Annotated in this window: 17 protein-coding genes, 1 tRNA gene and 2 pseudogenes; 10 read left to right on the top strand and 10 right to left on the bottom strand. The window is 33.7% G+C overall.

Annotation, left to right across the window (positions count from 1 at the left end):
• Positions 1-7: 7 nt before the first annotated feature.
• On the bottom strand, positions 8-1,150 hold the full coding sequence (locus tag BJB63x_RS03060) for an ABC transporter substrate-binding protein (protein ID WP_078719639.1): 1,143 nt from the start codon (positions 1,148-1,150) through the stop codon (positions 8-10).
• A gap of 329 nt (positions 1,151-1,479) precedes the next feature.
• Between BJB63x_RS03060 and BJB63x_RS03055 the strand changes: the two genes are divergently transcribed.
• From BJB63x_RS03055 to BJB63x_RS03045, 3 genes are all read left to right on the top strand, one after another.
• Positions 1,480-2,055 (top strand): cold-shock protein, encoded by a 576-nt coding sequence (locus BJB63x_RS03055; RefSeq protein WP_078718960.1) that lies wholly within the window; start codon positions 1,480-1,482, stop codon positions 2,053-2,055.
• Positions 2,056-2,340: 285 nt separating this feature from the next.
• The gene (locus BJB63x_RS06665; RefSeq protein ID WP_236823871.1) at positions 2,341-2,679 is read left to right on the top strand and encodes a DUF192 domain-containing protein; all 339 of its coding nucleotides are present in this window, start codon (positions 2,341-2,343) and stop codon (positions 2,677-2,679) included.
• On the top strand, positions 2,660-3,433 hold the full coding sequence (locus BJB63x_RS03045; protein ID WP_078718959.1) for an alpha/beta fold hydrolase: 774 nt from the start codon (positions 2,660-2,662) through the stop codon (positions 3,431-3,433). Before BJB63x_RS06665 ends, BJB63x_RS03045 begins: the two co-directional genes overlap by 20 nt.
• 404 nt (positions 3,434-3,837) lie before the next feature.
• On the opposite strand, the gene BJB63x_RS03040 is transcribed toward BJB63x_RS03045, so the two are convergent.
• Positions 3,838-4,524, bottom strand: coding sequence for an alpha/beta hydrolase (locus BJB63x_RS03040; protein WP_078718958.1), 687 nt, complete (start codon positions 4,522-4,524; stop codon positions 3,838-3,840).
• Between the two features lie 177 nt (positions 4,525-4,701).
• Between BJB63x_RS03040 and BJB63x_RS03035 the strand changes: the two genes are divergently transcribed.
• From BJB63x_RS03035 to BJB63x_RS03010, 6 genes and pseudogenes are all read left to right on the top strand, one after another.
• Positions 4,702-5,850, top strand: coding sequence for a cysteine desulfurase family protein (locus tag BJB63x_RS03035; protein WP_078718957.1), 1,149 nt, complete (start codon positions 4,702-4,704; stop codon positions 5,848-5,850).
• Between the two features lie 156 nt (positions 5,851-6,006).
• Positions 6,007-7,518, top strand: a complete 1,512-nt coding sequence (sufB, locus tag BJB63x_RS03030; RefSeq protein ID WP_078718956.1) for a Fe-S cluster assembly protein SufB — start codon at positions 6,007-6,009, stop codon at positions 7,516-7,518.
• Between the two features lie 41 nt (positions 7,519-7,559).
• Entirely contained in the window at positions 7,560-8,315 is a 756-nt protein-coding gene (gene sufC, locus BJB63x_RS03025) for a Fe-S cluster assembly ATPase SufC (protein ID WP_078718955.1), read from the top strand.
• Positions 8,316-8,326: 11 nt separating this feature from the next.
• The gene (sufD, locus tag BJB63x_RS03020) at positions 8,327-9,595 is read left to right on the top strand and encodes a Fe-S cluster assembly protein SufD (RefSeq protein ID WP_078718954.1); all 1,269 of its coding nucleotides are present in this window, start codon (positions 8,327-8,329) and stop codon (positions 9,593-9,595) included.
• 156 nt (positions 9,596-9,751) lie between these two features.
• A pseudogene (locus tag BJB63x_RS03015) lies at positions 9,752-10,848 on the top strand (cysteine desulfurase).
• Positions 10,841-11,236, top strand: coding sequence for an SUF system Fe-S cluster assembly protein (locus BJB63x_RS03010; RefSeq protein WP_078719638.1), 396 nt, complete (start codon positions 10,841-10,843; stop codon positions 11,234-11,236). The pseudogene BJB63x_RS03015 and the gene BJB63x_RS03010 overlap by 8 nt, the downstream one beginning before the upstream one ends.
• A gap of 41 nt (positions 11,237-11,277) precedes the next feature.
• Here BJB63x_RS03010 and sodC read toward each other — a convergent pair whose 3' ends face one another.
• From sodC to BJB63x_RS02985, 5 genes and pseudogenes are all read right to left on the bottom strand, one after another.
• Positions 11,278-11,799, bottom strand: coding sequence for a superoxide dismutase family protein (gene sodC / locus BJB63x_RS03005; protein ID WP_078718952.1), 522 nt, complete (start codon positions 11,797-11,799; stop codon positions 11,278-11,280).
• Between the two features lie 157 nt (positions 11,800-11,956).
• Positions 11,957-12,046: transfer RNA gene (locus BJB63x_RS03000), tRNA-Ser, on the bottom strand.
• Between the two features lie 295 nt (positions 12,047-12,341).
• Positions 12,342-12,665 (bottom strand): hypothetical protein, encoded by a 324-nt coding sequence (locus tag BJB63x_RS02995; protein WP_078718951.1) that lies wholly within the window; start codon positions 12,663-12,665, stop codon positions 12,342-12,344.
• The gene (locus tag BJB63x_RS02990; protein ID WP_078718950.1) at positions 12,643-12,987 is read right to left on the bottom strand and encodes a hypothetical protein; all 345 of its coding nucleotides are present in this window, start codon (positions 12,985-12,987) and stop codon (positions 12,643-12,645) included. Before BJB63x_RS02990 ends, BJB63x_RS02995 begins: the two co-directional genes overlap by 23 nt.
• Positions 12,988-13,301: 314 nt before the next feature.
• Positions 13,302-14,519: pseudogene (locus tag BJB63x_RS02985) on the bottom strand (UbiH/UbiF family hydroxylase); the annotation flags it as partial.
• Between the two features lie 203 nt (positions 14,520-14,722).
• Here BJB63x_RS02985 and pcsA point away from each other — a divergent pair.
• Positions 14,723-15,487: a phosphatidylcholine synthase gene (gene pcsA / locus BJB63x_RS02980; protein WP_078718949.1), complete on the top strand. Its 765-nt coding sequence runs from the start codon at positions 14,723-14,725 to the stop codon at positions 15,485-15,487.
• A 101-nt stretch (positions 15,488-15,588) separates the two neighbouring features.
• On the opposite strand, the gene BJB63x_RS02975 is transcribed toward pcsA, so the two are convergent.
• The 3 genes from BJB63x_RS02975 to metG are packed head-to-tail and all read right to left on the bottom strand — an operon-like array spanning position 15,589 to position 18,739.
• Positions 15,589-16,410, bottom strand: a complete 822-nt coding sequence (locus BJB63x_RS02975) for an MBL fold metallo-hydrolase (protein WP_078718948.1) — start codon at positions 16,408-16,410, stop codon at positions 15,589-15,591.
• An 8-nt stretch (positions 16,411-16,418) separates the two neighbouring features.
• Entirely contained in the window at positions 16,419-17,189 is a 771-nt protein-coding gene (locus tag BJB63x_RS02970; RefSeq protein WP_078719528.1) for a TatD family hydrolase, read from the bottom strand.
• Positions 17,190-17,197: 8 nt separating this feature from the next.
• The gene (gene metG / locus BJB63x_RS02965) at positions 17,198-18,739 is read right to left on the bottom strand and encodes a methionine--tRNA ligase (protein WP_153300749.1); all 1,542 of its coding nucleotides are present in this window, start codon (positions 18,737-18,739) and stop codon (positions 17,198-17,200) included.
• Positions 18,740-18,759 lie beyond the last annotated feature (20 nt).

Below are 18,759 nucleotides of genomic sequence, written 5' to 3'. Positions count from 1 at the left end.
TTTTGCATTATTTTTTTAAGTCAGTAGACTGTATTTCGTGTAAATAAATGCGTTTTCCATTTTTTATCTCAATTACACCAATAGAAATTTGAGGGTTGTGATTTTCATCTATGGACATAGTTCCAAAAGGGGTTTGAAAATCTTTTAATTTGCTAAGTTCAGCTGTAATTTCCTCACGATCAGCACTGCCAGCATTTTCAATAGCTTGCATAAACATCATATATGCTGTATATCCCAAAACTGAATTAACGTTTGGTTTTTCATTAGGATAAGCAGTTTTCCATTCATTTGTAAATTCTTGTGCTGCTTTTGACATGTTTGGTACAGTCTCATCGTAAGGAAGTGTTGTGTGCAAGAAGCCTTCCGCAGCGTGTCCTGCAATTGTAATAGTTTCTGGATTATCCATAGCATCACCACCCATAATTCGGAATTTTGCTCCCAACTCACGTGCTTGCTTCATAATTATAGCACCTTCAGAAAAATAAGATGGAATGAATAAGATATCAGGTTTTTGTGCTATAATTTGTGTAAGAGCTGCTGAGAAATCTTGATCTCCAGAATTATAATTTAAATTTGAAATAACTTCACCGCCTAATTTTTTAAATGAACTGATGAAATAACGCGCAAGACCAATTGCATAGTCGCTAGATATATCTTTTAAGATAGCTGCCTTTTTTGCATGTAAAGTTTCAGCTGCATAAATTGCAGCACCTATGCCTTGATAGGAGTCAGTGAAACATGCACGAAAATAATATTTTTTCCCTTGTGTAACGAATGAATTTGTTGATGAAGTTGTGATCGTAGGTGTTTTTGCTTTTTCAGATACTTCTCCACCTGCTAATGACAATGAAGAGCCATAAGTTCCGATGATTCCATTAACTTTGTCATGAGCAGTTAAACGTACGACAGCATTGGCTGCTTCTACTTTATCAGATTTATTATCAACAACAATCAGCTCAACTTTGCGTCCTAGTATTTCTGGAGTTTTTTTATGTGCTAGCTGTATACCTTTAAGTTCAAGTTGTCCTCCAAATGCATTTTGTCCAGTTAATGGAAGATAAACACCAATTTTAATAGGATTTTTCGCAGAGGCATTTGTTAGAAACGCCGCTATCATAAAAGCGACTGCAAGAATTTTCCTCAGTTGCATTGCGCACTTTTCCTTATTCTCAGTTATTTTTATCATAAACTTCAGACATTATCTTGAACTTTATTGTTATGCAAGTTATACATCTGTAAAATTGATCAGTGTGTACGAAGTGTGTACGAAAAGTCTTTGAAATTACCATTTTTTTATTATGCGTCATGTTGTATAAACTTTTTGGGTGAAATTTTATGATTTATGAGCTGGCATTACAAAGTAGATGCGACAATATGGGGAAATCTTATCTTAGGTCTTGCTTGTTGATGTAACTACAATGTCTACTTACGCAGAAGAATCAATTTGTAGAATTCAAACCTACAGGATCACGTTTGGTTATGACAAGTAAGGATACATTAAAAGATTATTCTCTAGCTGAAGATAATCTCAATGTTTATGGTGAAATTATTGAAATTAGTGGTGTCATTAAATGGTTTGATGGCAGTAAGGGGTATGGGTTTATAGTTCCTGATTTTCAGGGGCTTCCTGATATATTATTGCATGTGACTGTGATGCGGCGAGATGGCTTTCAAACAGCTTTAGAAGGAGCTAAAGTTGTCTGTATCGTAAAACAAACTGAGAGAGGATTAAAGTGTATCCAAGTTAAGTCTATTGATTGCTCGTCTGCTACCCATCCTTCAGAAATTCCAGCGCGTACACATGTTGTAGTAACTCCTGAAAGTGGTTTAGAACGTGCAATTGTTAAATGGTTTAATCGTGAAAAAGGGTTTGGTTTCCTTAGTCGAGGGCAGGGGACAGAGGATATTTTCATTCATATGGAAACATTACGTCGTTTTGGTTTAGCAGAACTCCGTTCTGGTCAGGTTGTTCTTGTGCGTTTTGGTAAGGGAGAAAAAGGCTTGATGACAGCGGAAATTTATCCTGATATAGCACTTCCATTTGTTACAAATTAGATTTCTGGTATCACAAGGCAGCAGCTGAAAATTTTATACTTTATCTTCAAAAATCTTTAAAAAAATAATAATGATGCGGGGTCAGAATTTTGAGATTTTTAAAGAAAAAACAAATTATCCAGTTTATCCTGTTTTTTTGTATCAATATTTCAAATTTAGTTATAGCAGGACAACCCATACAGATTCCTATTGGTGCGACTTCTCTAATAATCAATGCAGAACAGAATATAATTTTTTATGATGTAAGAGATTGCTTTTTCGCAAGTTCAAGCAAGTGCTGGTTTGATGTATCGTACTCATTTTCCTCGTAATCGTGCAATGTTATTCAAGAATTTTCTCAATAATATACCAGACGGTGAGCAAAAAATGTTTATGTGGATAGCTCATACATTTTTAGCTTTGGATATAATTTTTTTAGATTCTAAGGGAGGTATTGTTTCAATTATTGAAAATACTCTTCCATTTTCAAAGAATATAATTTCGTCAAAAGTATCTGCAGCTTTCGCTATTGAGCTTAATGCTGGTGAAGTTGCTGATAAAAAGATACAGAAGGGACAATGTGTGATTCATCCTGTTATTTATGAGAAATACGAAGGTAATAAATATGACGGCATCAGAGATTGATTTTTTTGAACACGACGGTTTTCGTTTTGCTTACCGTGAAGAAGGGCAAGGCACTCCTATATTATTGATTCATGGTTTTGGATCTTCTGCACGTGTTAATTGGTGTGCAACAGGTTGGTTTTGTAGCCTTGTTGAGGCAGGTTATCGTGTTATTGCTTTTGATAATCGCGGTCATGGTGATTCCGATAAAAGTTATGATCCTTCATGTTATACGCCTCGGGCTATGGCTAGTGATGCGGTTAAGTTGCTCCAACATTTAGGTTTGTCGAAAGCTCATGTCATGGGATATTCTATGGGAGCTCGAATTAGTGCATTTATGGCTTTTTTGTATCCAACATATGTGCATAGTGTTGTTTTTGGTGGTTTAGGAATTGGTATGGTAACGGGGGCAGGTGATTGGGAGCCTGTTGCTCAGGCTCTTTTAGCAGAAGATATTTCAACCATTACTAATCCGCGTGGTTTGATGTTTCGTAAATTTGTAGATCAAACTAAAAGTGATAGACATGCTCTTGCTGTTTGTATCATGGCATCAAAGCAGGAATTGACAGAGGCTGAAGTACATAAAATTAAACAACCTGCGCTTGTTGCAGTTGGTTCATTGGATGAAATCAGTGGTGAGGCTGAACCATTAGCAGCTTTGTTACCACGTGGCGAAGCTTTACAAATTCCTGGTCGTAATCACATGCTTGCTGTTGGAGATAAAGTCTATAAAAAAGGTGTTATTGATTTTCTTGCTCGTCATCCTATTGTTTAAAAGATGTTAGAAATATAAATAAAAGATCCATTTTTTAGAATCTTATTCTAGTCATTTTGAACAGTTTTTACAAAAGTTAAGATTTTCATTTTGTTTGTTAAAGTTCTCGATAAGGTTTTAAATTATATTACGAATCCACAAAAAATCACTTGTTTGATAGACTTAGATAATGTTGATTAATGAGCTTTGCCATGGTCTTTTTAATAAATTTCTGAAAAAAATCAAAACATAACAATGTATATTGCATAAATTCTTTGAGAAGATAAACTACTCGCGATTAGGTAATAATATCTAAATTTGTCATCTTTGTTTAATTCCACTTTAAGATTTTCAGAAAATAAGCAATTTTTTATTTATTGTGGATGATTCAAAATTCAGTTTCCTTTGTTTATTCGGTAATTTTATTATTTTAAAAGTGCAGGTATTTCATGTGAGGAAAGAGTTGATAAGTCACTTGCAATATGGCTATCTAAATATTGTGCACATCGTTCAATAAGTTCTTTATTAAATCCACTGAAAAAGTGGTTTGCTCCTTTTAGGATTTCTTGTGTGATGGTAATACCTTTTTGCATTTTCAGTTTATCTACAAGACTCTGAACATCTTTCGAGGGTGCAACTTTGTCGATGTCACCGTGAATTATTAAGCCAGATGAAGGACAAGGAGCAAGGAATGAAAAGTCGTAAATATTCGGTTGCGGAGCAACAGATATAAAGCTCTCAATTTCAGGTCTGCGCATTAGAAGTTGCATTCCAATCCAAGCACCAAACGAATAGCCAGCTACCCAACAATTTTTAGAGTTAGGATGCTGTGTTTGTACCCAATCAAGAGCAGCAGCGGCATCTGAAAGTTCTCCTGTCCCATAATCAAATTCTCCTTGACTTCGACCAATACCACGAAAATTGAAACGCAATGTAGTAAAACCACGTTGTTGAAACATATAAAATAAATCATAAACAATTTTATTGTTCATTGTTCCACCGAATTGAGGGTGAGGATGCAGAACAATCGCAATTGGAGCATTTTTTTGTTGAGAAGGTTGATAACGTCCTTCAAGACGACCTGCGGGACCATTAAAAATGATTTCTGGCATTAAATGCTCCTTAAAACTATAAATGTTTTCATTGACCTTGGTCGACTTTTGCAATAAAATCCACCTTGTTGAATATTTTATTTAATTAATCACTAGATATCCTTTTTTGAATGCATTTTTCAAGAAAATTGCATTATTTTTTTAACCAAGTTGTAGGATAGATAATTAGGATTTAAAATGGCTGTAAAACGCCGGTATCTTGATCATAATGCAACGACACCGCTTACAAAAATGGCAAAAACGGCATTATTAGAATCTTTGGAAATATTCGGTAATCCATCATCTGTTCATGCAGAAGGGCGTGCTGCTAAAGCGCTTTTACAGAAATCCCGTAAACAAATTGCTGATAGACTCAAGGCAAATTCGGATCATGTTGTCTTTACATCTGGTGCAAGTGAAGCAGCAATGACTCTGTTAACACCTTTTTATCACATGGGATGTTCTGAAGTACAATTTTCTCATCTTTATATTGGTGCGAGTGAACATCCATCTATTGCAGAAGGGGGACGTTTTTCTAAAGAATTAATTAGTGTAATTGACGTTGATCAGCATGGCTTGATCCAGCAGGATAAGTTAAAATCCTTATTAACAGCTCATGATAAAGCAAAAGGTCTACCTCTTATCGCTATTCAAGCTGCAAATAGTGAAACTGGTGTTATTCAAAACATTCAAGAAATAGCTGCTATTGTTCGGGATGCTGGAGGTACTCTAATTGTTGATGTAGTCCAATATGTAGATAAACATCCCATTGATATTAATCATTTTGGAGGTGATTTTTTTATACTGTCAGCTCATAAAATTGGAGGACCTAAAGGAATTGGTGCATTTGTTTCATGTAGTAATCTTCTCATGCCTTTTCCTCTTATTACTGCTGGTGGACAAGAAAAAGGACACCGTGGAGGAACAGAAGCTTTACCACTTATTGCATCTTTTGGAGCAGCAATGGCGGATTGTTTTACTCAAGAAGAAATAAAGCAGTTAATCTATTTACGTAACAGATTGGAAGATGGTTTAACAAAAATTAGTCATGATGTTACAATTTTTGGTAAGGATGTTCAACGTTTGCCAAATACTACTTATTTTACTGTACATGGTATAAAAGCTGAAACGATGCAAATTGGTTTTGATTTAGCAGGATTTTCTGTATCAGCAGGTTCTGCTTGTTCTTCAGGAAAAGTAAGACAAAGCAAAGTTTTGGAAGCAATGGGATACCATATATTAAATGGCGCAATTCGTGTTTCAACAGGACGATGTACGACTTCTAAAGATATTGATGATTTTTTATTGATTTTTTCTCAAATTATAGCTAACAAAAAACAGAGTTAGTTATTTAAGAAATTGAGCATTATTATAAAAAGTTGAGTAAGCTTGATTGAAATTTTCCCATTTTGCATATAGAACCGCGTGTTTTAATTTATGAAGAAAATAAAATCTTTATCTTTGATCACCGGTTTTTGATACCGACAAAAATGGAGAAAGCCGATGCCGGCAGTGCAGGAAACAATACGTCAGGTACGTGAAATAGACGTTGATCAATATAAATATGGTTTTGAAACTAATATTGAAGTAGACAAGGCTCCAAAAGGGCTAAACGAAGATATTATCCGATTCATTTCCGCTAAAAAATGTGAACCTGAATGGATGTTGGCATGGCGTTTGCAGGCTTTTCGTCGGTGGTCTAAAATGGAAGTACCTCATTGGGCACGAATTAAATATCCAAAAATCAATTTTCAAGAACTTTATTATTACGCTGCTCCTAAAAATCATACAGGACCAAAATCTTTAGATGAGGTTGATCCTGAGTTATTAGAAACTTATAAAAAACTTGGTATTCCCTTAAAAGAGCAAGAAATTTTAGCAGGGGTAAAAAAACAGACAGATTCTTTCACACCCGATAATAATATCTATGCATCAGGGCAAGTGGCTGTTGATGCCGTCTTTGATTCTGTTTCAGTTGTGACAACATTTAAAGAAGAATTAGCACGTGTGGGAGTCATTTTTTGTTCTATTTCAGAGGCTATTATTGAACACCCTGCTTTTATTCAGAAGTATTTAGGAGCAGTTGTTCCGGCGGGTGATAATTATTATGCTGCCTTAAATGCGGCTGTTTTCACAGATGGTTCATTTGTTTATATTCCCAAAGGAGTGCGTTGTCCTATGGAACTTTCATCCTATTTTAGGATTAACGAACGCAATACAGGACAATTTGAGCGAACATTGATTATTGCAGATGAAGATTCATATGTCTCTTATTTGGAAGGGTGTACTGCACCTCAGCGTGATGAAAATCAATTACATGCTGCTGTTGTTGAACTTATCTCTCTAAAAAATGCAGAAATTAAATATTCGACAGTACAAAATTGGTATCCTGGTGATAAAGAAGGAAGGGGAGGCATCTATAATTTTGTAACTAAAAGAGGGGATTGTAGAGGAGATAATTCCAAAATTTCGTGGACTCAAATTGAGACAGGTTCTGCTATTACTTGGAAATATCCATCTTGTTTATTACGGGGTAATAACTCACGTGGAGAATTTTATTCTATTGCTGTTGCAAATGGTCATCAACAAATTGATTCTGGTACAAAAATGATCCATTTAGGAGAAAATACATCGAGTCGTATTATCTCAAAGGGAATTTCTGCTGGTTTTTCAAGCAATACTTATCGTGGACAAGTTACTGCACATAAAAGAGCTAAGAATGCACGTAATTTTACTCAATGTGATAGTTTGTTAATTGGTAATGATTGTGGTGCCCATACAGTACCCTATATTGAGGCAAAAAATGCAACAACTCATTTTGAACATGAGGCAACAACATCAAAGATCTCTGATGATCAACTTTTTTATGTTATGCAACGGGGGATTCCTGAAGAAGAGGCAATTGCGTTAATCGTTAATGGGTTTGTAAAAGAAGTCATTCAAAAATTACCAATGGAGTTCGCTGTTGAAGCGCAGAAACTGATTGGCATTAGCCTTGAAGGTAGCGTAGGTTAATTGCTTATTAAATAAAATACAGCACAACAGGGGATTAAATTATGTTAGAAATCAAGAATTTGCATGCTCGTATTGCTGGAACTAATACAGAAATCATTTGCGGTTTAAATTTAACTATTCAGGATGGTGAGGTAGCTGCCATTATGGGGCAGAATGGAGCAGGAAAATCTACTTTATCTTATTTGCTTTCTGGTCGTGATGATTATGAAGTAACAGAAGGTGATATCCTTTATAATGGGCAATCCATTTTAGAAATGAGTCCAACAGAACGAGCAGTGTGCGGTGTTTTTTTGGCATTTCAATATCCAATGGAAATACCTGGTGTTGCAACAATGGAATTTTTAAAAGTTGCAATAAATTCTCAACGTAAAGCTCGGGGTGATAAAGAACTTAAAGTTTCTGAATTTATTCAGTATGTTAAAGAAACTGCTTCTGAACTTGAAATAGATATGGCTATGCTTAAACGTTCACTGAACGTTGGTTTTTCAGGTGGGGAAAAAAAGCGTACTGAAATTCTTCAAATGGCTCTGCTTAAACCCAAGCTTTGTATTTTAGATGAAACGGATTCTGGGTTAGATATTGATGCCTTAAAAATTGTTGCAGATGGCGTTAATAAACTTCGTAATCATGAACGCTCATTTTTGGTTATTACTCATTATCAACGTCTTCTTGATTATATTATACCTGATACAGTGCATGTTCTTTATAAAGGTCGTATTATTGAAAGTGGAGATAAATCTTTGGCACTGTATTTAGAACAAAACGGGTATGCCGATATTATCAGTAAAACTGCTTGAGGTTATTAAATATGAGCACAAACTCACAACCAAAATTGATAGCAGTTGAAGAAGATATTATCAGTAATTTTAATCAACGTATTGGTGATTTACCTGGTAATGAAACAGTACAAGTTATACGTAAGAAGGCTATTGAATTATTTCAAAAGACGCGCCTTCCTTCACGTAAAATGGAGTATTGGCATTATACTAATTTACGCGTTTTATTAAAATCTGTAAGTGATTTTTCAGAATTTAATAGTGAACAGTCGGTTGATAAATTACTTCCAGAAAATATTGTTTTTTCTATTGAAAATGGTAAAGCGCTTACGCTGACTAGAATAGTAGGTGTTGAAGTAGAACATCTTGCGACAGCATTGGATAAAAATAGAGCTAAAATAAATTCAACGATTGCTGATGAAAATTTTATTGGACAATTAAATACAGCTTTCTTTACAGATGGTTGGCTTTTCCAAGTTGCTGACAATACTACATTAGATACGCCGATTGAATTGCAAAATATTCAAATGGGAGGGCAGTCACATATTTTTTCAAAAATCAAAGTTGGAAAAAATAGTCAGGTTGTAATTATTGAACGCCAAATCGGCAATGATAAAGATACTTTTGTTAGTTCAGTGTTTTCATTAAATCTCGCTGCTAACAGCAATGTGACATGGATTCTTATTCGTGATAGAGGTAGCAATGCTAAACAATTTGGTCAATTTCGTGCTAGACTTGCTGAAAATTCTCAATTAACGCTTTATGTAATTAATATAGGTAGCCAACTTAATCGTCAAGAAATTGATATTGAGTTGCTGGGAAAAAAATCCAATTTTCAATTGCGAGCAATAAATTTATTATCTGGAAAAACGCATAGTGATCTTACGATGACTGTTCGCCATGTTGAAGAAAAGTCAATTTCAAGAGAAATTGTGCGTAATGTTGTTACAAATAAGGCACATGGTGCTTTTCAAGGGATAATACGTGTTGAAAAAAAAGCGCAAGAAACAGATGCTCGTATGGCTTGCAATAGTCTTATTCTTTCAGATGATGCAGAATTTGATATAAAACCTGAACTAGAAATTTTTGCTGATGATGTTGCTTGCTCCCACGGAGCAACAGTTGCTAAAATTAATCATGATCATCTTTTTTATCTAATGGCGCGTGGTATCTCTTATAAAACTGCCTGTGAACTTTTGGTAAAAGGATTTATTTCAGAATTAATTGATGACATTAAGCAAGATAGCATGCACACTATTTTGAGCAATATCATTATTCAATGGTTAGAAAAGAACATTTAAAGCAGAAAAATGGAAAATAAGACAAAAACATTGAATTATAATGTAGAAGAAATTAGACATGATTTTCCTATTTTGCAAAATAATATTTATGGTAACCGATTAGCTTATCTTGATAGCGGAGCTTCTGCTCAAAAGCCAGTATCAGTTCTTAATGTCATGGATAATTTTTATCGATATCATTATGCTAATGTACATCGAGGAATGCATTCTTTATCAAATACAGCAACACAATTTTATGAAAATGCTCGTGAAACAGTTAGGGCTTTTTTAAACGCTCAAATAGTCGAAGAAATTGTCTTTACGAAAAGCGCGACAGAAGCTATTAACACTGTAGCTTATGGCTGGGGAATGTCTAAATTAAATGAAGGTGATGAAATTATTCTCACTATTATGGAGCATCATTCAAATATTATTCCTTGGCATTTTATTCGTGAACAAAAAGGTGTAAAGCTTATTTTTGTACCTGTTGATGAGGATGGTTCTTTACATATTAAAGCTTTTCAAAGTGCTTTAAGTAATAGAACACGTCTTATTGCTGTTACACATATGTCCAATATATTGGGAAGCGTGTCTCCTATTAAAGCAATAGTTGAGTTAGCACATCAAAATGCCATTCCTGTTCTTGTTGATGGTTCTCAAGGAGCTGTACATTTAACAGTTGATATGCAAGATCTTGACTGTGATTGGTATGTTTTTACTGGTCATAAAATTTATGGGCCTACAGGTATTGGTGTTCTTTATGGTAAAAAATGTCGGTTAGAAGAAATGCGTCCTTTTCAGGGGGAGGGCAAATGCCTGAGGAGGTAACATTTGATAAAGTTTATTATAATGATCCTCCGTATCGTTTTGAAGCTGGCACTCCTCCCATAGTTGAAGCTATTGGGTTAGCAGCAGCTATCGATTATATACAAAAAAAGGATAGAGATGCTATTTATACACATGAAATGGCGCTTTTAAATTATGCTCATGAAAGACTTGAATCAGTTCAGTCATTATATATCTATGGACGAGCCCTTAACAAAGGTGCTATTATATCTTTTGAGCTTGAGGGTATCCATGCACATGATGTTGCTACGTTTGTTGATCGACAGGGAGTTGCTATACGTGCGGGAACACATTGTGCACAACCTTTATTGAAACATTTGGGGCTGACATCGATCTGTCGTGCATCGTTAGCAATGTATAGTAATCGTGAAGATATCGATCAATTAGTTGAAGCATTAGAAAAAGCAAGGATATTTTTTAATGGTTAGATTAATTAGAAAGTGTCATTTGGCTAATGATATAGAAGGTGAAGAGGGAAAATCTTTTTTATCAGTAATTCCAGAAGATGAAATTAATCGTCTAACAAGTGATATTATTGCTGCTCTTAAGACAGTCTACGATCCGGAGATACCTGCTGATATTTATGAATTGGGATTGATTTATCGGATTGATATTGAAGATGATCGTTCAGTGAAAATTGAAATGACACTTACAGCACCTGGATGCCCTGTTGCGGGTGAAATGCCAGGCTGGGTGGAAAATGCTGTAAGCGCAGTTGAAGGAGTCTTAAGTGTTGAAGTGATTATGACATTTGATCCACCGTGGACACCTGAATGTATGTCAGAAGAAGCACAGATTACTGTCGGATGGTATTAAACTGGAAAATATTAGATTTATAACATAACAGGAACAGCTTATTATTTAATAATACCGCATGCTAGGCGCGCACCACCTCCACCAAGTGGTAAAGGTTTATCTGATTGATTATCTCCTCCTACGTGTATCATTAATGAACGATCTTTAATTTCAGAAATTCGCTTAATCTTTGGTGCAAGAGTACTCATTTTTGCTTGTCCTTTGTCATCAACATAAAGTGTGGGCAAATCACCAAAATGACCATTAACATTATAAGGTCCAAGATGTTGATTAGTGTTTTTCGGATCATAATGTCCTCCTGCTGCACCACCAATTATATCATCTTTCATATCACATGAGGGATTTTCGTGGATATGAAAACCATGTAAACCCTCCGGCAAAGAAGATAAATTTGGTATGAAAATCAGACCGTAAGCATTTTCTTTAATTTTAATCGTACCGATTGGCTCTTTTACGTTATTTTCTTTAAGAGTATAAATTTCCACTTGGGTTGATCCTGCTAATGCAACACTAGAACTTAAAAATGTGATTAAGGCCAATAAGAGACATTTTTTTATATTCATACAACACCTCAAAATTAAAAATAAAATTTGTCAATAAATATATAATTCAATTTTTGCTTTTTTTTTATGATATGAATAAATTATAAAAATACTTTTTAGTACTAGTCTTATGTTTATATTAAGACCTATTAAGATTTTCATATCATAAAAACCCTAATGGCGGAGGAGGTGGGATTCGAACCCACGGTACAGTTCCCTGCACGCCGGTTTTCAAGACCGGTGCCTTAAACCACTCGACCACCCCTCCAAAAATAAATATAATTTATCTGAAGAACGATATACTTTATTACAAGGTTCTTTTAAAAGGTCAATGACCTAAATTGTAATTTAAACATTTTAATTAAATCGTTTTAGTATTTTTATCAAAATGAATCATCATCAATAAAATAAATCATTTAATTTAGTTTTTTAACACATGAAAAAATTATCTTAATCAAATCAATTATTATTGATAGCTCTTTATAAAGGTTAATATTTTCATGGTTGATCATACTTAAGTAATTAAAATTTTCTATTCGTTACGAAATTGAAAAAATCAATTATTACAAGGTATACAAACTACTTAAAAAACTGAAAAAAATACTCATAGTTATACCTATGATTGATCCTATCGTAATCCCAATTATCATGCTAGCAGGAAGTGCTATATTTATACCCATTGCGATAATTGGTCCAAATCCTGGAAGAGCAATATAACCATAATTCGCAAGAATTGCTGCAAGTGCTCCTGATAGACTACCATTGAGAGCTCCGATAAATGCTGAATCTTTAATATAAGGATAAAATTTTTTCAAAAAATTTCTTGTACAATTGTTTGAGTTAAAAGCGCTATAAATTTTTGAATTAATCATACTTTTTTCTTTCATTTTGAATACTAATTGTTCCAGAATAATCAACTGATATAAGAAAATAACGCTTTTTAAGTTCCACTAAAGCACGCCAAATACCTTTATCATCTAAACGTAATCGTTTAATATTTTGAAAACCATTTTCCATAAGATGATTTTTGATTTGTGAAGCAGTGAATGAATTTTTTCCTGCTTTGATGGTTTTTTGAAAGAAAATATACTTGGATGTTTGACAATAGGGATCATAATAAACTTCTATTGGTACAGCTATGACCATAGGCGAGATACAAACAATCATTATAAAAAGAATAATTGATCTCAAAAAAATATTTAATTTCATTATGTTACCATTAATTGAAACAATTCTTTCAAATATTTACTTTCATACTAACTTAACCTTTTTATTCTTAACGGGTTCCTTAGTTATTTTATTTTTTAATATTATGCTTAAGAACAAAGCTTTTAGGATTTAAGTTAAACTCATTTATTACCTTATTTATATATTGCGTAGGCTTTGTTTAGGTCGTTTGGGAACCAATAACTTCTTATTAATAATGAAGAGTAGGTCGCCTTGTAAGACTTGTAAGAGAAATTTGTCTCCAATTATAAGCATGAATATGCCTAGCTATATCAAGCTCTGTTCATTTTTTCTTATTATTCAATCTGATTATTAGGTAATTTTGTTGTAAAAATACTCATAATCGTTTTTAAGCCATAACCATAATTCATTCCTTCTCGCATAAATAAATTGCGTAATGGTGAGCAATTACGCAACAGTTCAAGCCCAGCGCTGCGTAAAATATGAAAAGGAAGTAGATTGGAGAGGAAAGCATAGCTAAGTGCATGAACGAATCCACTCCTAATAAATATATCACATTTACGATATTGATTATAATTCGTCGTGATTTCTTTGTAGTCAGCAGCAGATATTTCATCGGGTATAAGGTCAACTAGGGTCTTAATATCACGCATCCCTAGATTAAATCCCTGTGCACCAATTGGAGGAAAAACATGGGCTGTTTCACCAATTAAAATTATTCGGTTAGCAGCGAAGAGATTAGGAATAAGACCTAAAAGAGGCCATGTTTGAATTGTAGTTTCTATTTTTATTTCACCAAGAAGCGAGTGCATTTGATTTTCAATCATTTTTGCAATCGCTTCTAATTTCATATTCAAAATTTCTTCGGCACGAGAGGGCTTAACAATCCATATAAGACTAGATTTATTACCTGGTAAAGGAACTTGTGTAAAAAGACCATCTTTTGTATAAAATTCAGTTGATATATTTTGATGAGGTAAATTATGTAAAAAGTTGAAAACAAGCGCTATTTGTGGATAGTTCCATTTTTTTGCACTAATTCCAGCAGCTGCTCTTGTTGGAGAGTGACGTCCATCAGCTGCAACAACAAGTGGTGTTTCAATAACTTTGCCATCTTTAAGAGTAATGCAAATATGATCTTTTTGATGATCAAACGATTCTGCTGAAGAAAAAAACCTGATAATATTTGGTGTGCGTTTAATAGCATTGATCAAAGCATCGTTTAATTTTAAATTAGGTATATTATAACCAAAAGCTTTTTCTCCAATTTCAGTGGAGTGAAAGTTTACAGTAGGAGCTCGTACAAACTGAGATGTTATATCAATAATTCTAATTGAAGATAAGGCTGCTGCGTAACATTTAATAGTATTCCAAATATTGAGTGTTTGCAGCATATGGATTGTAGGCATCATAATAGCAGTTGTTCGTAATTCATCTACATTAGCAGGTGGACCAATCAGAGATACAGAGTGCCCTTTATGAGCAAGATTAAGTGCTGCTAACATACCAATTTGACCTGCACCAATGATAGCAATGTTTTTATGTGTTTTTTTTTAGATATCACTATTTTGTCTAAGCCTTCTTGATAATAATTGTTATAACATCTTCAAATAAGTTATATCTTATTATATTACCTAAATAAATATTACGATATAAAAGTAATCATCTTGTACTCTTTTTAGATATCAGTCATAAAATAACAAAGATAGTATTTGAGAAAATAAATAAGAACTCTAAAATTTAGGATAGAAAAACCTTGAAACCTAACATTAAAATTAATAGGGATAGATTATATCCCAAAATAATAACAATATCGCAAGCAAAAGCTTTTTCTGTTCACTTGTTAACAGCCTCAGGCTCATTTTTGGCATTTCTTTCTTTAATATCTGCATCTGAAGAAGAATGGGTTTCTATGTTTTTTTGGCTCGGACTTGCTCTTTTTGTTGATGGAATTGATGGGCCAATTGCACGTAAATTGGATATAAAATATGTACTTCCGACATGGTCTGGTGAAATACTAGATAATATTATTGATTATGTAACTTATGTTTTAGTTCCAGCCTTTGCGTTTTATCAAAGCGGTTTTATGGATCCTAAGTTATCATTTATATTAAGCGCTATTATTGTCATTTCATCAACTATCTATTACGCGGATACTGGAATGAAAACTGAGGAAAATTTTTTTAAAGGATTTCCTGTAGTTTGGAATATGATGGTTTTTATGCTCTTTGTGGTAAGACCAGCGGAGTGGATTGCTTTTATTATTATTTCTCTATCAGCAATTATGTCTTTTTTACCCATTTATTTTATACATCCAATAAGAGTTGTTCGATTACGTATGCTCAATTTTTCAATCTTTCTTATATGGTGCTGTTTTGGTATAACTTCATTATTTTTTTATCAGCTAAATGTTCCAAATTGGATTAAAATTGGAATTTCAATTACTGGTTTTTACATTTATTGTATTGGTATTGTTATGCAATTTTTTCCAAAATTAGGGGCAAAAAATAATAAAAAGTAACAAAATTATTAAAAATTAAAATTTTCTATGCGAATGCTTTTTTAATATATTAAAAAGTTCCATAATATATATTATGCGATTATTATATGAAACATCTACACTTAGTTATCTAGCAATACATCTGTCTCAAAGATAAGTCCTTGATAAGCTGGTTCAACATGTGCTGGAACATAATTTACAACATTATTATAATCAAGTGAACTATCCATATGCGTTAATATAGCCCGTTTTGGCTTTAAATATTCTATCCAATACAATGCTTGATCAACTGAAAAATGACTTGGATGAGGTTTAAATTGAAGAGAATCAATAATTAAAACATCTAAATTCATAAGATCTGATAGTGTTTTTTCAGGAAATCCACTAACATCTGTGCAATAAGCAACATTGCCAATACGAAAACCTAAAGAACGAGTAGCACCATGTAACTGTAAATGTGTCTTAAAAGTAATAGCTCCACCCTGCCCTTCGACTTCAAACTTACTCTTCTCATCTATAAGATTTTTTTTTAAAATAGGTAAGTAATGTGATCCCTTTTGTATTTGAAAACAATAACCAAAAGCTTTATTAAGTTGTTTTAGTGTAAAAGAATCTGCATAAATATCTATTAAACATTTTTGTGCAAGAGCGTAGCTGCGTAAATCATTAATACCGTGAGTATGATCTGCATGAAAATGCGTGTAAATAGCAGCATTGAGGTGACTAACACCCGCATTAATCATTTGTGAACGAAAATCTGGACCGGTATCAATAATAACTGTCGTTTTCATTCCTGATTTATGAATTCGTTCAACTAATAAAGAAGTTCTATAGCGTCTATTTTTAGGATTATTTGGATCACAAACTCCCCAATCACCATTAGGACGAGGCACTCCTGGTGATGAACCACAACCCAGTATTGTAAAACGGTATCGATCAGACATTTTTTATTCTATTTCATTTTACTAAACAAACGAAAAGCATTCTGTGTTGTTATTTGTGCTATTTCTTCAGTGCTTAAATTGATAATTTTAGCAAGAGCAGTGGCTATATGACACAAAAAAGATGGTTCATTTGTTTTGCCACGATAAGGAACAGGCGCTAAAAACGGAGCATCTGTTTCAATCAATAAACGCTTATGAGGAATAGTCTTTGCTATTGCATGAATTTCATGAGTATTTTTGAAAGTGAGAATACCTGAAAAAGATATATGACCGCCAAGCTCAATACCTGCATGAGCAAGTTGCATGCCAGATGAATAACAATGAAGAATAAATGGAAAATATTTTTCTTTTATTTTCTCACGCAATATTTGTTCCATATCTAGATCAGCACTGCGTGAATGAATTACAAGAGGCAATTGTGTTTCTTGAGAAGCGATAATATGTTCTATAAAATTTTTCTTTTGCTCTTGAGGTGAAGAATAATTGTAATGATAATCAAGTCCGGATTCACCAAATGCAACGATTTTAGGGTGCCTTGATAAATGAATAAGATCGTCAGCTTTAACATTTTTTTCTTCATTTACATAATTAGGATGAGTTCCAACAGAACAAAAGACTTGATCATAAGTCTTTGTAATTTCTAAAAGCCTATCCAACTTATGAACATGCGTTGAAATTGTTATCATGCGTTCAACGTTAGCAGCTAGAGCTCGTTGAATAATTCCATTCAAATCTTGAAAATCCTCAAAATTAAGATGACAGTGTGTATCAATTAACATCATTAATATCAGCTTTCTTTAGGAATATAACGAGGAAAAATTGGTACTGGTGATGGAAGCTCTGTATCTTCTTTAATTTTTAAATCACTGATATGGTGTAACAATCGATTTTCTTCAGCAATTGCAAGACTATCAAGAAGTTTAGTTGCTGCTTGTGGAATGAAAGGTAGAAGCATGATTCCTATTCGCCGCAAAATCTCTAAAGTTATATAAAGAACCGTGAAAAATCTTTCTGGATTATTTTTACGCAAATTCCAAGGTTCTTCATTAGCAAAATAACGATTGGCCTCTGCTACAACTGAAAAAATAGCTGAAAGTGCTAAATGAGGAGCCTGACGTGACATAGTTTGGCGTGCAATTTCAAGTGCTTGAAGAGATTGCTTTAGTAGTTGTTCATCTTGAACTAGAAATACAGCTGGTGTGGGAATTTTTCCATTACAATTTTTTTCAATCATAGATAATGAACGTTGAGCTAAATTGCCAAGATCATTCGCAAGATCAGCGTTGATACGATTTACAAAACTATCATGATTATAATTACCATCCTGTCCAAATGGTACTTCACGAAGAAAAAAATAACGTACTTGGTCAAGACCATACCGATCAACCATTTCAAAAGGATCAACTACATTTCCAACAGACTTCGACATTTTAGCACCGCGGTTAAGCAAAAAACCATGTGCAAAAATACGTTTAGGTAACTCAATTCCAACAGACATTAAAAATGCTGGCCAATAAACTGTATGGAAACGAATAATATCTTTACCAATAACATGAATATCTACAGGCCAAAAATTACGTTTTTTTGAGGTTTTGTCAAAAAAATCAATTGCAGTAAGATAATTTGTAAGTGCATCGACCCAGACGTACATTACATGTTTTGGATTTCCTGGAACACGAACTCCCCAATCAAAGGTTGTTCGTGAAATGGAAAGGTCTTTCAGGCCTGATTTGATAAAACTTATAATTTCATTACGTCGTTCATTAGGCCCAATAGAATCAGGGAATTTTTCATAATGTTGAAGAAGTGCTTTTTCATAACGTGAAAGTCTAAAAAAATAACTTTCTTCTTCATTCCATTCAACCGGAGAGCCTAACTCTTTTTCACGACGGATTCCTTCTTCATCAATTTCGGTATCTTTCTCTTCATAATAAGCTTCTTGACGAAGTGAATACCAACCAGCATAACGGCCAAGGTAGATATCATCTTTGGCTTCCATTTTTTTCCAAAGCTCTTGACAAGCTTGATGATGTCTTTCTTCTGTTGTGCGGATAAAATCATTATTAGAACAATTAAGCATTTTCATCATTTTCTGAAAAACAGCACTGTTGCGATCTGCAAGTTGCTGAGGTGTTATGTTTAACATTTGCGCTGTTTGTTGCATTTTTAGACCATGTTCATCTGTACCAGATAGAAAAAATACATCCTTACCTTCGGCTCTTTGAAAACGAGCCAAAGCATCGCTTACAATTGCATTATAGGCATGTCCAATATGCGGAATACCATTAGGATAAAAAATTGGAGTTGTTATATAATATATATCGCGCATAATTATGCCCATTTTAAAAT

It is taken from the genome of Bartonella sp. JB63 (genome assembly GCF_002022665.1).
Lineage (GTDB): Bacteria > Pseudomonadota > Alphaproteobacteria > Rhizobiales > Rhizobiaceae > Bartonella.
Note: the sequence above shows the minus strand (reverse complement) of the source record. Positions and strands in the feature narration are given on the sequence as shown.

What these genes read in the sequence shown, in the direction of transcription:
- BJB63x_RS03060 (WP_078719639.1), bottom strand. Translation starts at nt 1,150, where the DNA reads ATGCAACTGAGGAAAATTCTTGCAGTCGCTTTTATGATAGCGGCGTTT.
- BJB63x_RS03055 (WP_078718960.1), top strand. Translation starts at nt 1,480, where the DNA reads ATGACAAGTAAGGATACATTAAAAGATTATTCTCTAGCTGAAGATAAT.
- BJB63x_RS06665 (WP_236823871.1), top strand. Translation starts at nt 2,341, where the DNA reads ATGTATCGTACTCATTTTCCTCGTAATCGTGCAATGTTATTCAAGAAT.
- BJB63x_RS03045 (WP_078718959.1), top strand. Translation starts at nt 2,660, where the DNA reads ATGACGGCATCAGAGATTGATTTTTTTGAACACGACGGTTTTCGTTTT.
- BJB63x_RS03040 (WP_078718958.1), bottom strand. Translation starts at nt 4,524, where the DNA reads ATGCCAGAAATCATTTTTAATGGTCCCGCAGGTCGTCTTGAAGGACGT.
- BJB63x_RS03035 (WP_078718957.1), top strand. Translation starts at nt 4,702, where the DNA reads ATGGCTGTAAAACGCCGGTATCTTGATCATAATGCAACGACACCGCTT.
- sufB (WP_078718956.1), top strand. Translation starts at nt 6,007, where the DNA reads ATGCCGGCAGTGCAGGAAACAATACGTCAGGTACGTGAAATAGACGTT.
- sufC (WP_078718955.1), top strand. Translation starts at nt 7,560, where the DNA reads ATGTTAGAAATCAAGAATTTGCATGCTCGTATTGCTGGAACTAATACA.
- sufD (WP_078718954.1), top strand. Translation starts at nt 8,327, where the DNA reads ATGAGCACAAACTCACAACCAAAATTGATAGCAGTTGAAGAAGATATT.
- BJB63x_RS03010 (WP_078719638.1), top strand. Translation starts at nt 10,841, where the DNA reads ATGGTTAGATTAATTAGAAAGTGTCATTTGGCTAATGATATAGAAGGT.
- sodC (WP_078718952.1), bottom strand. Translation starts at nt 11,799, where the DNA reads ATGAATATAAAAAAATGTCTCTTATTGGCCTTAATCACATTTTTAAGT.
- BJB63x_RS02995 (WP_078718951.1), bottom strand. Translation starts at nt 12,665, where the DNA reads ATGAAAGAAAAAAGTATGATTAATTCAAAAATTTATAGCGCTTTTAAC.
- BJB63x_RS02990 (WP_078718950.1), bottom strand. Translation starts at nt 12,987, where the DNA reads ATGAAATTAAATATTTTTTTGAGATCAATTATTCTTTTTATAATGATT.
- BJB63x_RS02975 (WP_078718948.1), bottom strand. Translation starts at nt 16,410, where the DNA reads ATGTCTGATCGATACCGTTTTACAATACTGGGTTGTGGTTCATCACCA.
- BJB63x_RS02970 (WP_078719528.1), bottom strand. Translation starts at nt 17,189, where the DNA reads ATGTTAATTGATACACACTGTCATCTTAATTTTGAGGATTTTCAAGAT.
- metG (WP_153300749.1), bottom strand. Translation starts at nt 18,739, where the DNA reads ATGCGCGATATATATTATATAACAACTCCAATTTTTTATCCTAATGGT.